Origin of the sequence: Schaalia sp. 19OD2882 (assembly GCF_018986735.1) — a bacterium.
Taxonomy (GTDB): domain Bacteria; phylum Actinomycetota; class Actinomycetes; order Actinomycetales; family Actinomycetaceae; genus Pauljensenia.
Genome location: NZ_CP065521.1, coordinates 2,163,190 through 2,185,273 on the forward strand (window position 1 = coordinate 2,163,190; position 22,084 = coordinate 2,185,273).

Below are 22,084 nucleotides of genomic sequence, written 5' to 3' on the forward strand. Positions count from 1 at the left end.
TCGTCCTTCACGTCAGGGCAATGTCGTGCCCCAACCTCGGACACATGGAGCCACCTGTGGGACTCGAACCCACGACCGTCCGCTTACAAGGCGGGTGCTCTACCAACTGAGCTAAGGTGGCGCGCCCCAAGTGTGCCATGAAGACGCACCCGGGCAGAATTCGGGCCGTCAGTTCCCGGACTGGGCGGCTCCGGACTGGGCCGCTCCGGACTGGGGCATCTCGTCCTCCCACGCCGGTGCGTTCTTGGCGATTGCGCGAATGGCTGCCAGCACCGTGTCCTTGTCCAAGGAGGTGTACTGGGCGATGACGCCTCCGGCGGCGAACTCCGGCGTGCCGTAGCGGGTGGAGCCGTCATCGTTGACGGCACGACCCTGGTACCGGGTGGCCCCCCAGGCGGCCGTGGTCGCATCCAGGTAGGCCTTGGACACGCCTGCTCCGGGGAAGTTGTCGGTGACCTCGGAAGGCACGCCGACAGAGGCGGCGATCTCCTTGACCTTGCGCCACGAGGCGAGGTTGTCGCTCACCACGGTGCCGTCATTGGCCTTGTACTGGGTCTGGAAGTAGGCCAGCAGGGCGTGGTGGAAGGCGAGGAAGTGCTCGGGTGCCTCCTGTGCGACGACGAGGACGGCGCCGGTGGCCACATGGTGGTAGGCGGCATCGACGGTGCGCACCGGGACATAGGCGATGTTGAACTCGCCGTTGACCGCGGCATCGGAGATCTGGGTTCCGGCCGCCACGTCCAGGTCGGCGCAGATGTGGCAGGTGTAGTCGAAGTACTCGTGGACGGTGGGCAGTTTCGGGTCGGCCTTGCCGACACCCTCACGGGAGACGAGGATCGGCGCGCCCGAGGCGTAGGAGCCGAAGAGCACCGCGGGGTCGAAGCTGTTGGCGCGGCGCTCCTCCTCAAGGCGGTTGAAAATGACCACTGCCACCGTGGCCACCACGGCCAGGACCAGTGCCGCGACAACGCCGATGATCAACATCCGGGTGGTGCGGTCCTTGCGAGCCTGCGCCTCACGCATCTGCTGGGCCTTTGCCCTGACGGCGTCGGAGGAAGGGCGGGACTTGGCCATTGGAGCCACCTTTCAGGTTGAATCGGCTCCCACCCTACTCACATGGCGGGCGAGGGCGCCCCTCAGGACATGGCAAGTGTGGCAATCATCCATGTGGAACCGACCACGGCCAGCGCAATGAGGATCATTCCTCCACGCGCCCACCACTGGGGCAGCAGTGCTTCGGCGGCAAGGGCCACACCGCGCCGCAGGTCCGCGCCCGTGGGCAGCATCCACATGATGGCCAAGGTCACCCACAGGTCCGCCAGGAGCAGGCCGAACCACAGGGGGTCGTGCAGCCAGTGGTGGGAGCCCTCCACGGATCCCGTGGCCGTGACGACCTCGAAGGGCCAGTACCAGCTCGGGGCTCCGACGATGACATTGGCCGCCACCGCCCACAGGGAAAGGGCCGTGGCCGCACCCACCAGCAGCCCGAAGAGCAGTGAGAGAGCGTGGACGACAAGGTGCCACGGCGAGGCCGCCAGCACCGCCCACGTGTCCGAGGCCTTCGGGCCCGAGTGGCGCACTCGCCGCTGCTCGCGGGCCCTGTGCAGTGCGCCCGGCAGGCCCGTGACGAGCAGCACGGCAAGCACGGCGCAGGACCCGTAGGCGCCACCGACGGCCGCGATCATTGCCAGCGGCATGAGCATGAACAGTCCCGTGAACCACGCCGGCCTCGGAGAGCGCGGGATGTACAGGGGAAGGCCGTTCATCACGTTGACGACGGGCAGGATCGGGGCGGGCTGCACAGTGATCGGAGCCGGCGAGGGGCCCACCACCTGGCGTGCAGGAGGCGGTGGTGGATGCTGGGCCACCGGCACGGGCGCAGCAGGGGCGGTGCGCGGCGCAAAGGGGGCCCTCAAACCCCCGGGACCGATCGGGGTGGGCCTGAAGTCCATGGGAACGGGAGGCGGAGGCAGCGTGTGCCCCTCCGGCAACGCCGTGGTCGCGCCGACGGTGGGAGCCGGCATGAGCGTCGTCGCCGAATCGTCCGGGAAACCCTGCAGCCCCAGGGCAATGGGTCGATCGGGGGCGGGCGGAGGGGCAGGGCGCGTCCAGGGGGCGCCCGCGATCGGCCGGGGGACCAGGCCGGCGTGCACCCGGGCCGCTTCCTCGGCGTTCAAGGGCGAAGGAACTCCGCGCCACCTGGCGCAACCCGGTTCGACCCCACAGGCCGCTTCGAAGAGCTCGACGAAGTGCTGCGGCCTCGGCCGGGTCTCGGGGGCGGGCTCAAGGGCCTGGAGGAGGACGCGGGTGAGTGCCTCCGACAGCCCGTCGGTGTCGCACCGCCCCTCCATGACCCGCATGAGGACGTGCCCGGAGGCCCCCGACCCGTAGGGCTGACGGCCTGTTGCCGCGTTGAGCAATGTGGCCGACAGCGCCCACCAGTCGGTGTCCGGGCTGGCGAGTTCGCCGGTGAGCAATTCGGGTGCGGTGAATCCGGCGGTTCCCGAGATGAGGCCCGTCGAGGTCAGTCGCTGGTCGCCCTCGGCCAAGGCGATTCCGAAGTCGATGAGTACCGGCCCTTGCGGGGAGCAGATGACGTTGGAGGGCTTGACGTCACGGTGGACGATCCGCGCGGCGTGCACCTTGTCCAGGGTCGAGTGCAGCAGGCGGGCCAGTGCCGCAAGGTCGTAGGGGTGCAGGGGCCCGGTGTCGAGCAGCGAGGCGAGGCTGGGCCCTTCGACGAGTTCGGTGACGACGAAGGGTTGGGCGCCCTCGACCTCGATGTCGAGGACGTGCGCCACGCCCTCGCCGGAGACCGAATTGACGATGCGGGCCTCACGCACCAGACGTTCGCGTGCTTCGTCGCTGGAGGCGAGCGCGGGATGGATGAGTTTGAGGGCGACCTGCCCACCGCCCTCGTCCTCGGCCAGCCACACGGTCCCGGCCCCGCCCGCACCCAGGCGATGGACGAGACGGTAGCCACCCACGCTCCGCTCACTCCTCACACGGACAGCCTACTGGCACGAGGAGAAGACACGGTCGTGGGGTACGAGTGGTGACACCGGGCCTGGCTCGGCGCAGGGGTCGCAAGGATGCACGGAGGAATTCGGGAGGATTTCAGAAGGATTTCAGAAAAGGGTCTGGTGCTGGCAAAGACGGAGTGATAGGTTCAGGGAAGTGTCGCGTCCGGCGAGGTCCGTCAGGGCGACACGGCGCCAGCGAAGACGCTGGTGTCTCCACAACGGATCGTCCGGCACGTACCTGCCGGTGGAGAGGTAACTGAACATGGCAACCGTGACCTTCGACAAGGCAACCCGCATCTACCCGGGCTCCGACAAGCCTGCGGTCGACGCCCTCGACCTGGAGATCGCCGACGGCGAGTTCCTGGTCCTCGTCGGCCCCTCCGGCTGCGGAAAGTCCACCTCCCTGCGCATGCTCGCGGGCCTTGAGGACGTCAACTCCGGCCGAATCCTCATCGGCGACAAGGACGTGACCGACGTCCAGCCCAAGAACCGCGACATCGCGATGGTCTTCCAGAACTACGCCCTGTACCCGCACATGACCGTGCGCGAGAACATGGGCTTCGCCCTGAAGATCGCGGGTACCCCGAAGGACGAGATCAAGCGCCGCGTGGACGAGGCCGCCAGGATCCTCGACCTGGAGCCCTACCTGGACCGCAAGCCGAAGGCCCTGTCGGGCGGTCAGCGTCAGCGTGTGGCCATGGGCCGCGCCATCGTCCGCAAGCCGCAGGTCTTCCTCATGGACGAGCCCCTGTCGAACCTCGACGCGAAGCTGCGCGTGCAGACCCGCACCCAGATCGCCTCCCTGCAGCGTGAACTGGGCGTCACCACCGTGTACGTCACCCACGACCAGACCGAGGCCCTGACCATGGGCGACCGCATCGCGGTCCTGGCCGGCGGCCTGCTCCAGCAGGTCGGCACCCCGCAGGAGATGTACGAGAAGCCCGCCAACGAGTTCGTCGCCGGCTTCATCGGCTCGCCCGCGATGAACCTCGGCAAGTTCGAGGTCGAGGGCAATGTCGCCAAGCTGGGCCCGGCACGCATCCCGCTTTCGGCAGCAACGGTCGAGGCCATGACCGCTGCGGACGAGGGCCGTATCACCATCGGCTTCCGTCCCGAGGGCCTGGAGGTCGTCCCCGAGGGCACCGAGAACACGATCCCGATCGAGGTCGAGTTCGTCGAGGAGCTGGGCTCGGACGCCTACGTCTACGGCAAGTTGGCCGGCGAGGGCTCCGAGGGCCTGGGTTCGGGTGCCGAGGGCGCCGCCAAGCAGCTCATCGTCCGTGTTCCTCCGCGCACCGCGCCGGCCCGTGGCGGCATCATCCACACCCGCATCCGCCCCGGACAGCAGCACAACTTCAGCGCGTCGACCGGCGACCGCCTGCCGGAGTGAGAAGCCGGGGCGCCCGGCCCCGCGACGGAGCACCCAGAGCCCCGTCCTCGTCCCCAAGACCAGCGGGAACGAGGGCGGGGCTCTGTGCTGCCCCCACACCCGCATGAGACAATGGGCGCATGTCGAACGCCCTGGAGATCACCGCGGCGACCGTGGACCCTGCCCTTCTGGACCTGCCGTGGGAGATCCCCCTGGAGCAGTGGCCCTCCGACATCCTTGCCGCCCTTCCGCGTGGCCTGTCCCGTCACGTCGTGCGCTTCGTCCACCTGTCCGACCGGGTCATCGCGGTCAAGGAGATCGGCGAAGTCGTCGCCCACCACGAGTACGCCCTGCTGCGCGACCTGTCCAGACTTGAGGCGCCCTCGGTGCTGCCCACGGCCGTGATCACCGGCCGTCACGACCGCAGGGGTGAGGAACTGGCCGCCGTCCTGGTCACCGAGCACCTGCAGTTCTCCCTGCCCTACCGCGCCCTCTTCTCCAAGCACATGACGCCCGACACGGCGACCCGCCTCATCGACGCCCTCGCGGTGCTGCTGGTGCGCCTGCACCTGCTGGGCTTCTACTGGGGGGACGTGTCCCTGTCCAACACTCTCTTCCGCCGGGACGCGGGCTCGTTCAGCGCCTACCTGGTCGACGCCGAGACCGGCGAATTGCACCCGACGGGCCTGACCCGCGGGCAGCGCGAGTACGACGTGGACCTGGCCCGCACGAACATCATCGGCGAACTCATGGACCTGCAGGCGGGCTCGTACTTCCCGGCCGATGAGGACCCGGTCGAGGTCGGGGACCGCATTCGCACCCGCTACACGGATCTGTGGCGCGAACTCACGGAGGAGGAGTACATCGAGGCCGGTCAGCGTTGGCGCGTGCAGGCCCGCATCCAGCGCCTCAACGACCTGGGCTTCAATGTCGGGGAGTTGCGGATGACCTCCGACTTGGACGGGGAACGCATCGTCATCCAGCCGAAGGTCGTCGACGCAGGGCACCACCACCGTCGCCTCATGCGCCTGACCGGCTTGGACGTGGAGGAGCAGCAGGCCCAGCGCATGCTCAACGACCTGCAGACCTACCGCGCGATCACCGGCCAGGACGACCGTCCGCTGGAGATCGTCGCCCACGAGTGGATGCGCAATGTCTTCGAGCCGGTCATCGAGGCGATCCCCCCGCAATTGGCCGCCAAGCTGGAACCGGGGCAGGTTTTCCACGAGTTCCTCGAACACCGGTGGTTCCGGGCGTTGGAGGCCGGGCACGACCTGCCGACGGACGAGGTGATCCGCTCCTACGTGGAGTCGGTGCTGCCGACGAAGCGCGACGAGGCCCTGCTGCTGGACCCGGGGCCATTGGACACGGCGGAGTTCACCTCGCTCATGGCGGTCGAGGACCCGGCGGAACTGGACGGGATGCTGGGGCACGCCGATGCCCAGTCGGACCCGGATGTCACCCAGGACGCGGGTTCGTGGGCGCAGGAGGCCCCGGCACCGAAGATGCGTTTCGTGCCCGGCTTGGGCCTGCTCCCCGTGGTGGAGTGACCGGCTGCGCTCTCCTTGCCCGCTGGTAGGATCTCGGCGTGCGGCCTCGGACGACTCCACGTCCGGGCGTGGCCGCACAGGCCCCTTCGGAAGGTAGACAATTGTCCGAGTTCCCCCGGATCTTCGCCCACAGGGGCGCCTCGTCGCTGGCCCCCGAGAACACCATCGCCGCATTTTCCAAGGCCATGGAATGTGGGGCGAAGCGGATCGAATTCGACGTGGACGTCATGGGGGACGGCACGCTGTTGGTCATCCACGACGACACCTTGGACCGCACGACGAACTCCAGCGGCCCCTACCACGGCCTCGGATACTCGGATCTTCGTCGCATCGACGCGGGCGCCTGGTTCTCCCCCGCCTACCGATTCGAACGCATCCCCGAACTGGCCGATGTCATCGCCTTTGCCAACGCCAACGGCCTGGGCATGAACCTGGAGATCAAGCCGTGCCGGGCCGCCACCGAGCTGCGCGAGAAACTGTTGGAGAACCTGCTGGTGGCCATCGACCGGGTGCGCACCACGGACTTCCTCGTGTCCTCCTTCGACCACGACATGCTGGCCGGTTTCCACGCCGCACGCCCCGACATCGCACTGGGATGGCTCCACGCGCGCGCCGACCAGGCCGGCCCGACGTGGCAGGAGGGGGCACGCCTGCTCCAGTGCCGGGCCGTCCACCCGCAGCTTGAGGGCCTCACGCGAGAGGAAGTCGCCGAGATCCGCGAGGCCGGTTTCGAAGTCAACGTGTGGACCGTCAACGACGTGGCCACCGCGCGTGAGTTGGCCTCGTGGGGAGTCGACGGCATCTTCACCGACCGCCCACAGGACTTCCCGGCCGAGGCCCTGGCCCGCTGACCCGCCTGCGGCGGCCTCCTCCGCGGGCGCCTCGTCACAGGTCGGACTCGGACTCCATCCGTTCGCGGTCCTTGCGCTGGACGTACTTGGCCAGGAAGATTTCGGCCACCGAGTCCACGACCATGAGTCCGCCGACGACTCCACCCGCGACGGCCCACCACTTGCGGGGGCGCGGGGCGCGGATGGACAGGACCATGAGGCCCGCACCGATGGCGGCCTCGACGGCTGCGGCAGAACGGACGATCCACGGCCGGTCGATGGACAGGGCCTGGTAGGCGTCGAAGACGGGGTGGACGACCTTCTCACGGTCGGTGAGCATGATGTCGACGCTTCGTCCGATGGCGTTGGAGATGCCGCGGGCGCGGTGGATCTCGAAGCCTTCGACCTCTTCGAGGTCGGTGCGCCCCAGCAGGAAGGACGCGACTTCGACCGGCAGACCCAGGGCCGCGACGGCTTCGACGACGGCCGCGTCACCCTTGAGGCCGGTGGTGGCGACGAAGGCCTCTCGGTCGGCGCCGGGCACGGCCTGCGCGATCAGTGCGAGTTCCGGGCCGTCACCCACCAGGTCCAGGACCTCCTGGGGCAGAGTGGTGGCCGGGACCGCGCCCGTGACCAGCAGGTTCTCCATGCCCCAGTTGTGGGTGACGACATGTTCGATGTGGTCGTCGGTGACCAGGAAGGCCTGGAAGTCACCATCGGTGACGGACAGGGTGACCAGCGGCAGCTCACCGAAGTTCCAACCGAGTTTGTCCGGGGGCAGCTGGGCGATGAGGGCCCTGTGGCCTTCGGGCAGCTCACGGTCGGCCAGGTTCACGCCTTCGAGCGCCGCAAGCAGGGGCACTGACGAGGCAGGGGTGCGGCCGATCTCGACCAGACGCGAGGCTCCGGTGGCGTCCTCGTCCTCTTCGCCCGGGTAGGACTCGGCCAAGGGCGACTCCCCTTCGGGCAGGTGGTCGGCTGCGGAGAGGCCCAATCGGACCTCGGCCTCGAAGAGGGTGGCAAGTTCCTCGGCCAGGTCCGCGGTGGAGGGGCCGGGTTGGGGCTGCGCAGCGCCCTTGGGGACCAGGGCGACGGCGCCACCCGCATCCGGGTCGGTGGAGACGGCCAAGGTCAGGCCGAGCAGGTGTGGGGAGGACTCGAACCACTCCATGTGGGCAAGGACGCCACGGTCCCGCAGTTCTGCGGCGACGCCCTCGGGGTCGAGGCGATGCCCGATGACCATGCCTTCGATGCGGGTCCACTGGTGGGCGCCCATGCGCACTCCCCTTTCTCCGATCCGCTCACCCTTGGACGCGGATTCTTCTTCCATTGTCGTCTTTCTCGGCCCGGAACGCACGTGGGCCGCGTCCGGATTCTCCCAATGATGCGGACGGGCCCGCCACACCCGAGGGTGCGACGGGCCCGTCCGGAGCTGCTGGCACTGCGAACCGGCTCTGGGAGTCGTCAGGCCATCTTGGTGCCGACCGAGCCCAGGCGCTCGCAGGCCTCGACCACGCGGGCGGCCATGCCGGCTTCAGCGGCCTTGCCCCAGGAGCGGGGGTCGTACATCTTCTTGTTGCCGACCTCGCCGTCGATCTTGAGCACGCCGTCGTAGTTGCGGAACATGTGCTCGACGACCGGGCGAGTGAAGGCGTACTGGGTGTCGGTGTCGACGTTCATCTTGATGACGCCATTGGCCACCGCCAGCGCGATCTCCTCGGCGGTGGAGCCGGAGCCGCCGTGCATGACCAGGTCGAAGGGGCGGTTGTGCGGGTGTCCGACCTTGGCGGCGACCTCTTCCTGGATGGTGCCCAGGATCTCGGGACGCAGCTTGACGTGGCCGGGCTTGTACACGCCGTGGACGTTGCCGAAGGTCAGAGCGGTCAGGTAGCGGCCGTTCTCGCCCAGACCCAGGGCCTCGACGGTCTTGAGGGCGTCCTCGGTGGTGGTGTAGAGCTTCTCGTTGATCTCGCCGACGACTCCGTCCTCTTCGCCACCGACGACACCGATCTCGACCTCGAGGATGGTGTTGGCGGCCACGGACAGGGCCAGCATCTCCTTGGCGATCTCCAGGTTCTCGGCCAGCGGCACGGCGGATCCGTCCCACATGTGCGACTGGAAGAAGGGCAGGCGACCGGCCTTGACCTCTTCGGCGGAGAGCTCAAGCAGGGGGCGCAGCCAGGAGTCGATGTTCTGCTTGGCGCAGTGGTCGGTGTGCAGGGCGATGGTCACGTCGTAGTTCTTGGCGACCTCGCGCGCGTAGGCTGCCAGGGCCAGCGAGCCGGTGACGCGGTTCTTGATGGTCGAACCCGAGGCGTACTCGGCGCCACCGACGGAAACCTGGATGATGCCGTCCGAGCCGGCCTCGGCGAAGCCCTGGATCGCGGCGGTCACGGTCTGGGAGGAGGTGATGTTGATGGCCGGGTAGGCGAATTTGCCTTCCTTGGCGCGATCGAGCATTGCGGCGTAGGTCTCGGGGGTTGCGATGGGCACAACTGCCTCCTAATCGACGTGAAGAATCTGTCGATGTCGATTCTCCCACACCGACCTTCGTGGAGGTGACGGGAGAAGGTCCCAATCAGGCCCGGGGCACGATCAGTCCTGCACCCAGGCCCACATGGCAATTGCCGCCGCGTGCCCGACATTCATCGACCGGGTGGAGCCACGCTGGGTGATGTGCAGGACGAGGTCGCAAAGGCGCAGCATGTCCGGGCTGAGCCCGTCGGATTCTTCTCCGAAGACCAGGCAGGCGCGTCGGGGAAGTGAATGTGTTTGCACATGTGCTTCCAGTGGCTGGGATCCGGGGACATTGTCGATTCCGACGAGGGCGAGGCCGCCTTCCCGGCAGTGTTCGGCCAGGACACGGGCGTCGGGCATGTGGTCCACCTGCATGTAGCGGTCGGTGACCATGGCTCCTCGGCGGTTCCAGCGGCGGCGTCCGACGATGTGGACGCGGCCGGCTCCCAGCGCGTTGGCCGTGCGCACGATGGATCCGATGTTGAAGTCGTGCCCCAGGTTCTCCACGGCGACTTCGAAGGGCAGGGCCCGGCGGGCGATGTCGGCGCGAATGGCGTCCATGGTCCAGTACCGGTACCGGTCCTCGACATTTCGGCGGTCGCCCTCGGCCAGCAGTTCCGGGTCAAGACGCGGATCGTCCGGGAGGGGGCCGGACCAGGGCCCGACACCGGCCGCGTCCTCGTCACTTCTCACGGCACCCTCCTCACTGCATCCTCCTCGCGGCCACGGTGATGGCCTCGACCACGGGGCCGACCGCGACCCCGGGCCACACAGTAGTGCCGCTTCGAGCCGCCAGGTGGCACGATTGTCCTCATGGGACTGTCTGCGAAACTTCTGAGCCGGGACGAGGTCGTCGTCCGCCACATGCGCACCCACGTCAAGGCGATCCTGTGGAACATCATCGCCTTCCTGTTGTTGCTGGTTCTGGGCGCCCTCGGGTCGGCGCTGCTGCCGGCCGCGTGGGCGCCTTTCACCCATGTGGCGATCTGGGCCGCAGTGGCCGCCCTGTCGGTTCCGGTGCTGCTGGTCCCCTACCTGCGGTGGGTGACGACCACGTACACGTTGACCAGCAAGAGGGTCATCACTCGTCACGGCATCTTCACGAAGCTGGGGCACGACCTGCCTCTGTCCCGAATCTCCGACGTCTCGCAGGAGAGGGACCTGGTCGACCAGGTCTTCGGATGCGGCTCGCTGACCCTGCAGACCAGCTCGGACGACCCGCTGGTCCTGTCCGACGTGCCCAAGGTCCACCTGGTGCAGGTGGAGTTGTCCAACCTGCTCTTCCACGACGTCCAGGGCGCCATCGACGCAGACCCGACCCAGTGACCCGGTGGGGCGCCCCCACCCACCACGATCCGACCCCCACCCACCACGATCCGTGAGGAGTTCGCGATGAATGACGCCCCCACCCCTTTGCACGAGATGCCGCCGGTGACCGCATGGCTGTCCGACATGGACGGTGTGCTGGTCAAGGAGAACCGGGCGCTTCCGGGCGCGCAGCAGTTCCTTGATGCGCTGGAGAGCCGCGACATGCCTTTCCTGGTGCTCACGAACAATTCGATCTTCACCAACCGTGACCTGTCTGCCCGGCTGGAACGATCCGGCTTGAGCGTGCCTGAGGACCGGATCTGGACTTCGGCGAATGCGACGGCCGCCTTCCTGGCTCAGCAGTCGCCCGAGTCGACGGCTTTCGTCATCGGCGAGGCGGGTCTGACCACTGCCCTGCACGGGGCGGGCTACGTGATGACGGACCAGGATCCGGAGTACGTGGTGCTGGGTGAGACCCGCAGCTACGACTTCAATGCCCTGACGCGGGCGATTCGTCTGATCGAGGGCGGGGCGAAGTTCATCGCGACGAATCCCGATGTGACGGGCCCTTCGGATGAGGGCACTTTGCCGGCGACGGGGTCGATTGCGGCGATGGTGAAGGCGGCGACGGGCAGGGAGCCCTACTTCGTGGGCAAGCCGAATCCGGTGATGATCCGCGCGGGTCTGAACAAGATCGGTGCTCATTCGGAGACTGCGGCCATGGTCGGCGACCGGATGGACACTGACGTGCAGGCAGGAGTCGAGGCCGGTCTTCGCACGCACTTGGTCCTGTCCGGGTCGACCTCGATCGAGCAGGTCGAGACGTATCCCTTCCGACCATTTGGAATCCACACGGGTATCGGCGAGCTCATCGAATTGGTGGAGGCCGGGTCCTGACCTGGCCGACTGCCCACTTCAGGTCGACTTCAGGTCGAGGCGGGGTCACCGCCCGGTGGTGACGGGGCAGTGCCCGGACCGGTCGATCCACTGCCCGGCATTTTGGACGCTTTCTTCGTCGTCGACGCACCGACCCGGTGGTCCCACACCGGGCACGGGCCGGTGATGTCGGTGCGCTCGGTCCAAAACCGGTCGACGACTTCGCGTTGCCGTTGGGTTCGGAGGGTCGCCGAGCCTTGGGCGGGGCGCCACCCGTCTGCTGAGACCCCGAGCCATCGGGGTGGTTTGACCTGCACGGTGCCGTTGACCATTCGGACCTGCCACCCGTGCGCGTGCAGCGCCCGGTGGTGGTGCCAGCAGAGCAGCACCCCGTTGTCGGTGTGGGTGGGGCCGCCCTGGGAGTGTTCGTGCACGTGGTGGACTTCGCACCAGGCGGGGCCGACGGTGCAGCCGGGGATCACGCATCCTCCGTCGCGGGCTTCGATGGCGCGCCGCTGGTGGGCCGTGAAGACGCGCGAGGTGGAGTCCAGGGCGATGATTCGCCCGGCGTCGCCCATGAGGACTCGTTCGATGACTCCATTGCACGCGAGCCGGCGGGCACTGTGCGAGGTGATGACGGCTGCGGCTACGTGGTGCCGGCCGATGGGCGCATCACTCAGGCGGGCGATTCCGCCGGGGTCGGCGAGGTCGTCGACGGTGCAGGTGACAACCAGGGTGGGCGCAGCTCCCCGCAGGGTGGGCATCGACTCACGTGTGGCCGCTCGGGTGAGGACGGAGGCGAGGGCGTCGTGCATGCGCTCGGCCCGGGTTCGGCGAATGGTCAAGCCGGGGTCCGAGACGTCGGAGTTCTCGGCATTCCAATGGGGGTCACGGTCGCCGCGATCCGGGTCGGCGCCGTTCTGGGCGGCATTGTCCACCTCGCCCTCGTCATCGCTGGAGAACAGGGAGTCCTGGACTTGACCGCCCTGTTCCGCAGCAGGATCCTTGCCGATCGTGCTGGCGGCGACTGCGGGGTTGGTGACGGCGTCGAGAAGGCGCTGCAGCTGAGCGGCGACTTCCGGGAGAAGATGTCCACTGATCCGCACCAGGCCATTGCGGGTGGGCGAGAGCATGAGCCCACGGCCCCGTTCCCGCTCGCGCTCGTCGGGCACGGCTCCGTCGGGGTCGATGGCGCCGGCCCAAAGAGCAGCGACTTCACCCACGACGTCCGCCGGAAGGACCATGCGCTCAACCAGGGGCTGAGTGGACATGGCGAGCAAGTCGTGTTCGGTCACGGTGGCGCAGGCGTCGACGGGGTTGGCCCGCCCGGGAGCGGTGTTCTGGTCGGAGGTGCCCCTCTCATTGACGCCGAGCGTTTGGGCGAGGACTGCGCCTTCCGCAATGGTGAGCAGATCCGGGTGATGGGGCCGCTGGGAGACGGCACCCAAGGTGGAGGCCATGGCCTTCACCGTGTCAATGCCGATCAGGCCGGCTTCCCAGGCAGTGCGGGTGAGGGGCAGGCGCGCAGGCAGGAGGTCGCCGGTCAGGGCGCGGCGGCGTTCGAGGAATCGGCCGGAGCGCACCCGCGCCAGCACGGTGGACCTGGAGGCGCCGGTGATGCGAGTGAGGAGATCGGTGGAGGTACGGCAGTCGAAGCGGGTGCACAGCGGAGGTTCATCGGAGCTCGTGCGGCTGCGGCGTTCCACTTCTGCGGCACCCATCGCCCGCACGGCATCGACCACGGTCCCCAAGGACTCCACCCGACGCAGCAGGTCGACAAGGTCCTGGTCCCCCACATGTTCCAGGCCATTGCCCACGGTGAGGTCGCACAATGACCGGCGGACCTGTTCCATCAGACGGTCAGCACCGGCCCCCGGGCGCACGGCCTGCGAATCGGGCAGCGCTTCCCGATCCTTCACGCTGATGCCGTCGCGGCCCGAGATGTCTTCCATGACCCCATGACAGCAAAGATCGAACAATTGTTCCAGCGATTTCTTGAGATTCTTTCACGGTGATTCACCCATGAGCCTCTTCAACCCCGCTGGCCAATTCTTGAGCACAGGACATGCCGAATCATTCCTTTGTCAGCATTCGACAGCAGTTGAAGACGATGAAGGTCCAACGGCCCACAGGAGGGACACAGAGTCGGCAACGCGCAGAACTCCCGCCTCACCCGTCGCCCCGACCTCGTGCGGCGAGGACCCGGCGGCCCGGCCACCAACTACCCTTGGACACATGACGAATGACTCGCACAAGGCCCGCCTGGCAGAACTGGTCAAGGAACTGGCCGTCATCCGCGAAAAGGTCACCCTGGCGTCAGGGCGCGAGTCCGACTTCTATGTCGACATGCGCCGCGCGACCCTGCACCACGAGGCCGCTCCCCTCATCGGGCACGTCATGCTGGACCTGCTGGAAGAGGCCGGCTTTGCCCCGGGCGAGGACTACGTCGCCGTCGGGGGCCTCACCATGGGCGCAGATCCTGTGGCCACCGCGATGCTGCATGCCGCCGCCTCGCGCGGCCTGGACCTCGACGCCTTCGTGGTGCGCAAGGCCGCGAAGGACCACGGCATGAAGCGCCGTATCGAAGGCCCTGATGTCGCTGGTCGCAAAGTGGTCGTCCTTGAGGACACCTCCACCACGGGGGGCTCACCCCTGGAGGCGGCGCGAGCCCTGGCCGAGGTCGGCGCACAGGTGGTCGCGGTGGCGGTCGTCGTCGACCGGGCGACCGGCGCCAAGGAGATCATCGAGGCCGAGGGCCACCCCTATCTCCACGCGCTGGGCCTGGAGGACCTGGAACTGGCCTGAGCCGCGCGCGCCCGGACGCCGGACCCGCGGACCGCTCCACACCCACCCTCGCACTCAGCACTCACATGTGCGGCCAACACTCACATGTGCGGCAGGTGGGCCACCACTGCCCGAGTGAACCACCGGGGCGCCACCCGCATGGCAGTCATCGCGGCCTTGTACGCCGGATGGGGCGTGACCAGCACTGATCCTCGCCGTACGGCCGCCAGCGACTCGCCGACCACCTGCTCCGCCGTGCTCCACGCCCAGGCGGGGGCTCCGGGCAGGTCGACTCCCGCACGGTCGAAGAACTCGGTGCGGGTGAGCCCGGGCATCACGCAGGTGGCGGTGACGCCGGTTCCTGCCAGCTCTGCCGCAAGCCCTTCCGTGAAGGCCCGCACCCACGCCTTGTGGGCGCTGTAGGTTCCGGCCCCGGTCTCGCAGGCGACCGACGCGACGTTGAGGATGGCGCCCCGGCCTCGTCGGCGCATGGCCCGGGCCGCATGGTGGGACAGGATCATGACCGCGCGGACCATGACGTCCAGGGCGCTCTCCTCCGCCCCCAGATCATTGTCGGGGAAGGGCTTGCCGAGCCCGAATCCGGCATTGTTCACCAACAGGGACACCGGTCGCGTCGCGTCGTCCAGGCGCTCGGCGACGAGGGCGACCCCCTGTCGGGTTGCCAAGTCGGCGGGAAGGACCTCCGCCCGGGCTCCGTGCTCCATTTCGAGTGCCTCGGCCAGCTGTGTGAGCACAGTGCCGTTTCGTGCGACAAGGACGAGGTCGTGGCCGGCCCTGGCCAGTTGACGTGCGTATTCGCGTCCGAGTCCCGAGGATGCGCCTGTGACCAGTGCTGTAGCCATGGGATCACCCTAGGACGAATCATTGAAGGTCTCATACGATGAGTCTTGGTAGTCCACATCACACAGTCTGGAGTCATCATGGACGAGCACGAAGCGAATCCTGCTGTGCCTGCACAAGGACTTGACACCTCCGCTGGGAGCCAGGCCGCAGAAGTCCTCCGCGCAATCAGGGTCCTGGACAGCAAGGTCGACGCCTTGTCCCTGCGTCTGGATTCCATCGACCAGCGCCTTGCCCGCGGGACCGCCCCATCCGCGCCTGCCTTCGTGGCGCCGGCACCCGCCGTGCCCACCGCCCGGGCTGCAATGGCCGCACCTGCTGCGCCGGCGCCGGCCGCATCCGCGCCTGCAGGCGCCCCCGCCCTCGCCGGCGGCCCGGCCCACCCCGCGGCGCCAATGGTCGAGGCTCCCCGACAGGCGCCTGCTGCCCGGATGCCCCTCCCCTCCGTCGGCGCGGGTGCACCCGCACCCGCATTGCACGGATCCCGACCGCCGAGCGCCTACCCCCAGACGGCCCAACCGGTCGGCCGTCCTGCCGCGCCCCGCGCCGCCGGACCCCAAGGTGCCACGGGACCCCAAGTCGTGTCCGGCCGCCCGGGTGTTCCCACGCCGACCGGCAAGGCCGGCGAGTCGAAGGTCGGCAAGTACCTGCTCGCAGGAGCGGCAGCCCTGCTCGTGTTCCTCTCCGGCGCGACCCTCATCGCCATGCTGTGGAACAGCATCCCCGACATCGTCAAGGTGGGCTCCGTCGGCGTCCTGGGCCTGGCTCTCACCGTCACCGGAACCCTCATGTCCTCCAGGCCGAAGGTGAACCGCGTCCCCGCTGCCACCGTTCTGGGAACCGGCGGCGGCCTGGGCTTCGTCAGCCTAGTCGGCGCGGCCCTGCTGGGCCTCATGCCGTCGCTCGTGGCCTTCATCGCGCTGAGCGCGTGGACCTTGGTCCTCATGGTGCTCGCCGTGCGCACGAAGCTGCTCTTCACCACGGTCATCGCCGCCCTGGGCGGAATCGCCACCGTTGTCCTTGCTGCCGGCGAGGTGGCGAAGTCGCCCGACCAGGCCTTCGTCGGCCTGGTCATGACCACGGCCTACGCGACCGCCATCACAGTCACGGCGGCCGTGACCTCCCGTTGGGTGGCCGAATCGACGTTCAAGCCGGCCTACCACCTGGCCGCCACGACGGTCTCCCTCACGGCTCTCATTGCCGCTCCCCTCGCACTCGCCCACACCATTTCGCCGCTGGGCACCATGGTGGCCTGGGGCGTCCTCGTGGCCCTTCACCTGGTCCAGGCGGTGCTCATCGCAGGCGCCGGCAACTCGGCCACGAGCACGGCATCTGCGACTGCCGACAGCCCCGCCCCGCCTGCGCTCCGGACCAATGTCACGAACCTCATCTCCGACGCCGCACGCAACCCGTGGCTCGGGGTGTGGGCCCTGGTCCCCCTCCTGGTCATCGCACAGGGCGTCATGGTCGCGTCCGCCTTCGACTGGCAGGACAGCGCCTTCCCCTTCGGCTACATGATGCTCGGCCTGCTGGCGCTCACCACACTGGCGCACCTGATCCCTGCGATCGGGCGACACACCGGCGGCTGGCCGGCCCACGCCCTGTCCTTGTCCGCGCTCACGGCGCTCTGGGTCTGCCCATGGGGTGACCAGAACCAGCAGACCATCGCCTATGTCGTCACCGTGGCGGTCGTGCTTCTCACCGTGGCACCGGCCCTCCGGGAGCGTGACCACCTGCACGTGTGGACCCTGCCGATCATCGTCGCGTGCCTCGGGGGGTCGCTGTCCACCCTGTGGGGGGCACTGGCAGTGACCGTGGTCGTGGCGCTTGCGATCGTCGTGTGCATCCTGGTCGACGCCCACTCTGCGGCCACCGCACCCACCGGCCCGACCGGCGCCCCCGTGGTGCCCGCAGACGCCCCGTGGCGCACCCCCCTGATTCTCCTGCTGCTTCTCTTCGGCCTGCCTTTTGGCCTCCACCGCCTCATCTGGCACGCCACCCACTCCAGCATCTGGGCGCTCGCAGCTTCGGCCGGCATCGGCCTGGTAGCGGCCTGTGCGCTCATCGCCTTGGGCATCGCCGCCACAATGGCGCGCCCGGTCGAGCTCTTCACCGGCAGACATGCGGGTGCCCGGCCGGAACTCCTTGCCTCCCCCTTCCCGGGCGTCGTCGGCAGGCCGAGCTCGCCCAACGCATTCATCGTCCCGATCGCCGCATGGATCTACGCCCAGGGCATCGGCCTGGCCACGCACGTGGTCGACCTCCAGACTTCGGGGACTCCCGGTGTTCTCCACTGGGACTGGTGGATCATCGGCCCCTTGGTCCTGGCTCTGACCGCCGCGACACTGTGGGCCAACGTCAAGGTCATGCGGAACTCGACACTGGCTCTGACAACCGTCATCGCCTGCACGCTGATGCTGCTCCAGGCGATCCTGCTGATCACCGGGGCCGAGGTCGGCAGCATCATCGCCAGCGTCACCCTGCTGGGTGCCGGCGCCGCCGCGATCGGTCTGGGCTTCCATTGGCGCTCCAAGGCGGTGCGCCTGTACGGCCTGGTGCTGGTCATGCTCATGGTGGTCAAGTTCGCCTTCTGGGACCTGGGCTCGGACAACACCTTGCAGCGAGTCATCGCCCTGTTCGTCGCGGGCCTGGTGTGCTTCGGCCTGTCGGTCGTGTACTCGCGGGTGGATTCCCAACTCTCGGGCCCCAAGGACGAGGGCGACGCCGCCCTCGGCCCGGCCGCGCCCGCGGGTGCGCCAACCGGTGGGCAGGTGCCCCACCGGCCGGCTCCTGCCCAGCAGCCCGAGCCCGGCCAGCCCGGCAACAGTGGGGAGGGTTCCTCGTGGGCCAGCCCCCTGCAGAACTGAGCCGCCCTCGTCACCCCGTAGGCTGGAACGCATGAGGATTGCCACCTGGAACGTGAACTCCCTGCGCACGCGTGTCGAGCGTGTCATCGACTTCCTGGACCGTTCGGGAACGGATGTCCTGGCCATGCAGGAGATCAAGTGCCGGCCCGACCAACTGCCCACAGCCCCCTTCGAGGAGGCCGGTTACGAGGTCGTCGCGCACGGCCTCGACCAGTGGAACGGGGTGGCCGTGGCCACCCGCCTGCCTGTCGAGGACGTCCGGGTCGGTTTCGACGGGCAGCCCGCCTTCGGTGACCCGCCGAAGGTCGAGGCCCGCGCCCTGGGAGTGAAGGTGCGACTGCCCGCAGGCACGAGGCCGAGCCTGACCGTGTGGAGCTTGTACGTGCCCAATGGGCGCGAAGTGGACCACCCGCACTACGCCTACAAGCTCAAGTGGCTGGCGCGGCTGCGCACGGAGGCCGCCACGTGGCTGGCCGAGGCCCCCGAGGCCCTGACCGCCTTGGTCGGGGACTGGAACATTGCCCCCGAGGACCACGACGTGTGGGACATGGCGGCCTTCGAGGGCGCCACCCACGTCTCCCCCGCCGAACGTGAGGCCTTCGCGGCCTTCGCAGCCGACGGGTGGGTCGAGGCCACGCGGGGCCGCGCGGACAACTACACCTATTGGGACTACCAGAAGCTGCGTTTCCCCAGGAACGAAGGCATGCGCATCGACTTCGTCCTGGGCTCACCCGCCTTCGAGGCCGCGGTGAGCGGCGCTTTCATCGACCGTGACGAGAGGAAGGGCAAGGGGGCCTCGGACCACGTGCCCGTTCTGGTCGACCTGGACCTGTGAACGAGGGCGGGCCCGGCTGGTTGATCCGGCCGGGCCCGCCGCTCCCATGTGCTCACAGGCAGGAGGTCACCGGCGGACCCGTCTCTTGGTGACGACTCCCGCCGCGCCTGCCAGGGCGCCGAGAGCAGCAATGACGACCATCGGAGCGATGTCGCCTCCAGTGGCGGCCAGGTCCTTCGAGGTGCGGGCGGCGCCGGACTTTCCGACGGTTCCCGCCTTGCCCGCTGCCGTGGATCCGGACGGGTCCTTCGGCTGGGCCGGCTTGCTCGGGTCACCGGACTGCTGCGGATCCTGCGGATCCGCGGGCTTCGGCGCCGACACCGTCATGGCCGCCTCCGCGCTGCGTCCCGTCGCGGGCTCGACCAGGACCAACCGGTGGGCGCCCACCTCGGCATCGGCCGGCACGGTGAATCGCAGGGTCGCCTCACCCGCGGCATCGGCTTCGACACTCCCCACGGGCACCGGGGTCGAATGGAAGGTCGCCTCGATGAGGGCCTTCGGGGTGGCCCCCACGATCCGCGCCTCCAGGACGTCACCCGGACGGATCGGTCCGCCGGGCAGCGTCACGGCGAAGGGAACCGCCGGATCGGCCTCGTCATGGGTGATGGCCCCACCGCCCTGGGTTCGGAAGCAGGTCGTGGCCAGCGACACGTACTTGTTCGCCTGCGAGGGCGAATCCCCCGCCGTCGACTTCACGGTCAGGCGGATGCGGGCACCCTGGCCAGCTGGCACCTTCTGTGCCAAGGAGTCCAGGGACACCGAGGCCTTCCGGGACATGTCGACGTCGGCCGCCAAGGGAAGCACGCCATCGACACTGACCAGCGACACATCGGCTGCGGTGATGCGGCCATTGTCCCCCGAGGCGCGGGGCACGGTTTCCAGGGAGACCACGCCTGTCGGGTCCGCGACCAGGAAGTCGACGGACAGGGGCAGGGGTGAGGGAAGTCCGGCCCACGGCGTGTGCCACATGGTCGCGTCGTCCCCGTCCAGAAGGTTCGAGACGCGACCGTCCTCACCTGCGGTCTCGGCCGGAACAGTGGCCTCGTCCGCAATGGTCACGGCTGCGCAGGTGGCATTGGTCTGGCCCGGCTCCAAGACCACCTCGACGTCCATCCCACCACGGTAGGTCCGGGCATCGGCGCCACCGGCGCCGGGCACTCGTAGCGTCGCCTCGACGCGGACACGCCCGGAGTCCTGCTGGTTGGAGATTGCCGCCTTGACGTGGACCTTGTGGGTCGCACCCGGTGCCAGCGCCGGGATCTCGACGGATTCCTTCGACCAGGTCCAGCCCGCGAGCGGGGTCGGGGTCAGGGTCGAGGCGGCGACCTCGTGGTCGCTGATGTTCGCGACCTCGAAGGTCAGGTAGTTGCCGCCGCGGTTGACCGTGCGGCTGACACCGCCGACCTTCACTTCGGGCACACCGATCCAGTCCATCGACACGGTCATGTACGACAGTCCCTTGTTGGGGGCCTCGTAGAGCAGACCGTAGCGGCCACTCGTGAAGGTGCCCGAAGCATCGGGCAGCGGAGTCAGCGTCGAGTACTGCATGGCGCCCGCGTGGAAGGGCTTCGTCGTGGTCCAGGAGGCACCGTCGTCCAGGGACAGGCTGATCGTGCCGTTCTCGCGCGCGCTGGCCGAGGCCGTGTTCGAGAAGAGCAGCATGTGCGCGCGGGGATCGCCAGCCGGCGCGTCCGGGTAGGCGCGGATGATCGACGCATTGTTGTTGGGGTCGACCAGCTGGTGGTCGACGGTGGTCTCGCCCCAGGTCTGGCCCCCGTCCTCGGAAATGGTGACCCGGCGGGCCTTGACCCCCGGGGCTCCGTACTGGGAGGCGCGCGAATTGTCCATGACGCGCCCGTCGGCCAATTCGACGATCTTGTTCTCGTCCATGCCGGCGCCGAAGGGTTCTCCGGACTTCCAGGTGCGCCCGTGGTCGTCGGAGTAGACGGTCACGGCCTTGAAGACCCCGTCCACGACCACCGTGTACTGCTGCATGAGGCGTCCGGCGTGCGGCGCATTGCGCTTCTGGATGCCTTCACCGGAGGCGGCGAATCGGGCGGTCCAGGAGTCGGCCGGCGTGATCTGCGGGGTGATGACCTGCGGCTGGCTCCAGTGGGCCCCGTGGTCCGTCGATGACATGACTGCGGCGTGCAGGACGCGGCGGTTGTCGGGGTCGGTGCCCGCCTGGGACTGCCACAGTCCCACGTCGAAGGACTTGACGAAGAAGAGGAAGATTTCGCCCGTCTCACGGTCGACGACGTAGGAGGGGTCCGAGTAGCCGAACTTGGGGTACCCGGGCCGGCCTGCGGCCACGACGGTGAGCGGCTCCCAGGAGCGTCCCCCGTCCTTCGAGATGCGCTGGACGATGGAGTTGGCCTGGGGCGCGTCCCCGCAGTCATTGGGCCGGCCGTCCCATGCGGCCAGGATCCAGCCGTTGGTGGCGGTGGTCAGGGCGGGGATGCGGTGGCAGTTGAAACCTGCGTCTCCGCCCCTGGCCAGGACGACGGGCTGGCCGTCGGCGCGGTCGGTGGGCACGGTCGAGGGGTCGTCGGGCTTGGGCGCACCCGCCTCCTTCAGGGTCAGGGTCGGCGCGGTGACGCGGATGCCGGCCTGGATGACGTCCTTGCCGGCGCGGTCCCGGGTGGCGTCCACGACGACTTCGGCAGTGAAGGTGCCGGCCTTGAGCATCTCCGCGGTGATGGTGATCTTGGGGCTGGCGCATTCCTTGGTGACGCCCGGCCCGAGGTCTGCCCACCGGCAGTGTCCCTTGGGCTCCTTGACGGCGGTGTCCGCCAGGTTCGAGGTCCGTGGGAATGCGGTGAGTTTGCTGCCGGTGTTGTTCGTGTAGCGCAGCGTGTAGGTGACGGTGTCGCCGACCCGCGCGGTGTCGGAATCGCTGTCCGTGCGCACCAGGGCGAGCGTGAGGGCGTCGGCCGCCCGCGTGGCGGGGGCGTCCTCGGCGGGTGCCTCCTCGGCGGGCGCGGCCTCGGCGGGGGCGTCAATCGTGGGAGTGTCCTGGTCGGGGGTGCTCTCCTCCAGGGTGGGGTCGGGCGTCCGGGGTGCCGCAGTGCTTTCCTCGCTGTGGGACGAGGTCGGGGCCTCCTCGGCGAATGCGGCGTGTGGGACCAGGGTGAGCCCCAGGGCAAGGGCCGCCGCTGCGGCGAGGGCCCGTGCGGAGATCGTGGTGAATCGGGTTGGGAGACGTGAGTTCATTGCCAGTGGTTCCTCCGTTGCGTCCTTGCAGACTTCGGCCGTGCGAGCCGA

Annotated in this window: 16 protein-coding genes and 1 tRNA gene; 8 read left to right on the forward strand and 9 right to left on the reverse strand. The window is 68.7% G+C overall.

From position 1 onward, the window contains the following. Window positions 1-45: 45 nt before the first annotated feature. From I6B53_RS09455 to I6B53_RS09465, 3 genes are all read right to left on the reverse strand, one after another. A tRNA-Thr gene (locus I6B53_RS09455) sits at window positions 46-121 on the reverse strand. Window positions 122-168: 47 nt separating this feature from the next. Further along, entirely contained in the window at window positions 169-1,074 is a 906-nt protein-coding gene (locus I6B53_RS09460; RefSeq protein WP_216763982.1) for a thioredoxin, read from the reverse strand. A gap of 62 nt (window positions 1,075-1,136) precedes the next feature. Further along, on the reverse strand, window positions 1,137-2,987 hold the full coding sequence (locus tag I6B53_RS09465; protein WP_253953857.1) for a serine/threonine-protein kinase: 1,851 nt from the start codon (window positions 2,985-2,987) through the stop codon (window positions 1,137-1,139). Window positions 2,988-3,285: 298 nt separating this feature from the next. On the opposite strand from I6B53_RS09465, the gene I6B53_RS09470 reads away from it, so the two are divergent. The 3 genes from I6B53_RS09470 (at window position 3,286) to I6B53_RS09480 (ending at window position 6,793) form a co-directional block, all read left to right on the forward strand. Then, window positions 3,286-4,413, forward strand: coding sequence for an ABC transporter ATP-binding protein (locus I6B53_RS09470; RefSeq protein ID WP_216763984.1), 1,128 nt, complete (start codon window positions 3,286-3,288; stop codon window positions 4,411-4,413). A gap of 119 nt (window positions 4,414-4,532) precedes the next feature. Then, entirely contained in the window at window positions 4,533-5,942 is a 1,410-nt protein-coding gene (locus tag I6B53_RS09475; RefSeq protein WP_216763985.1) for a DUF4032 domain-containing protein, read from the forward strand. Window positions 5,943-6,043: 101 nt separating this feature from the next. After that, window positions 6,044-6,793: a glycerophosphoryl diester phosphodiesterase gene (locus I6B53_RS09480; RefSeq protein ID WP_216763986.1), complete on the forward strand. Its 750-nt coding sequence runs from the start codon at window positions 6,044-6,046 to the stop codon at window positions 6,791-6,793. A gap of 34 nt (window positions 6,794-6,827) precedes the next feature. On the opposite strand, the gene I6B53_RS09485 is transcribed toward I6B53_RS09480, so the two are convergent. From I6B53_RS09485 to I6B53_RS09495, 3 genes are all read right to left on the reverse strand, one after another. Then, entirely contained in the window at window positions 6,828-8,102 is a 1,275-nt protein-coding gene (locus I6B53_RS09485) for a hypothetical protein (protein ID WP_253953858.1), read from the reverse strand. A gap of 134 nt (window positions 8,103-8,236) precedes the next feature. After that, the gene (fbaA, locus tag I6B53_RS09490; RefSeq protein ID WP_216763987.1) at window positions 8,237-9,265 is read right to left on the reverse strand and encodes a class II fructose-bisphosphate aldolase; all 1,029 of its coding nucleotides are present in this window, start codon (window positions 9,263-9,265) and stop codon (window positions 8,237-8,239) included. Between the two features lie 102 nt (window positions 9,266-9,367). Then, window positions 9,368-9,982, reverse strand: coding sequence for a TrmH family RNA methyltransferase (locus I6B53_RS09495; protein ID WP_216763988.1), 615 nt, complete (start codon window positions 9,980-9,982; stop codon window positions 9,368-9,370). A gap of 120 nt (window positions 9,983-10,102) precedes the next feature. Between I6B53_RS09495 and I6B53_RS09500 the strand changes: the two genes are divergently transcribed. Then, a complete protein-coding gene (locus tag I6B53_RS09500) occupies window positions 10,103-10,615 on the forward strand; it encodes a PH domain-containing protein (protein WP_216763989.1) in 513 nt (170 codons plus the stop codon). Window positions 10,616-10,681: 66 nt separating this feature from the next. Beyond that, window positions 10,682-11,494 (forward strand): HAD-IIA family hydrolase, encoded by an 813-nt coding sequence (locus I6B53_RS09505; protein WP_216763990.1) that lies wholly within the window; start codon window positions 10,682-10,684, stop codon window positions 11,492-11,494. Window positions 11,495-11,523: 29 nt separating this feature from the next. On the opposite strand, the gene I6B53_RS09510 is transcribed toward I6B53_RS09505, so the two are convergent. After that, window positions 11,524-13,425 (reverse strand): HNH endonuclease signature motif containing protein, encoded by a 1,902-nt coding sequence (locus tag I6B53_RS09510; RefSeq protein ID WP_216763991.1) that lies wholly within the window; start codon window positions 13,423-13,425, stop codon window positions 11,524-11,526. A gap of 283 nt (window positions 13,426-13,708) precedes the next feature. Here I6B53_RS09510 and pyrE point away from each other — a divergent pair, with 283 nt between their 5' ends. After that, window positions 13,709-14,278: an orotate phosphoribosyltransferase gene (gene pyrE / locus I6B53_RS09515; protein ID WP_216763992.1), complete on the forward strand. Its 570-nt coding sequence runs from the start codon at window positions 13,709-13,711 to the stop codon at window positions 14,276-14,278. Between the two features lie 80 nt (window positions 14,279-14,358). Here the strand turns inward: pyrE and I6B53_RS09520 are convergent, their stop codons facing one another. Beyond that, complete coding sequence (locus I6B53_RS09520) at window positions 14,359-15,120, reverse strand: SDR family oxidoreductase (protein ID WP_216763993.1); 762 nt, start codon at window positions 15,118-15,120, stop codon at window positions 14,359-14,361. 78 nt (window positions 15,121-15,198) lie between these two features. Between I6B53_RS09520 and I6B53_RS09525 the strand changes: the two genes are divergently transcribed. Together I6B53_RS09525 and I6B53_RS09530 are read left to right on the forward strand one after the other, a co-directional pair. Further along, window positions 15,199-17,985: a DUF2339 domain-containing protein gene (locus I6B53_RS09525; protein WP_216763994.1), complete on the forward strand. Its 2,787-nt coding sequence runs from the start codon at window positions 15,199-15,201 to the stop codon at window positions 17,983-17,985. Between the two features lie 31 nt (window positions 17,986-18,016). Further along, on the forward strand, window positions 18,017-18,820 hold the full coding sequence (locus I6B53_RS09530) for an exodeoxyribonuclease III (protein ID WP_216763995.1): 804 nt from the start codon (window positions 18,017-18,019) through the stop codon (window positions 18,818-18,820). Between the two features lie 66 nt (window positions 18,821-18,886). Here the strand turns inward: I6B53_RS09530 and I6B53_RS09535 are convergent, their stop codons facing one another. Then, complete coding sequence (locus I6B53_RS09535) at window positions 18,887-22,033, reverse strand: exo-alpha-sialidase (RefSeq protein WP_216763996.1); 3,147 nt, start codon at window positions 22,031-22,033, stop codon at window positions 18,887-18,889. Window positions 22,034-22,084: the final 51 nt, after the last annotated feature.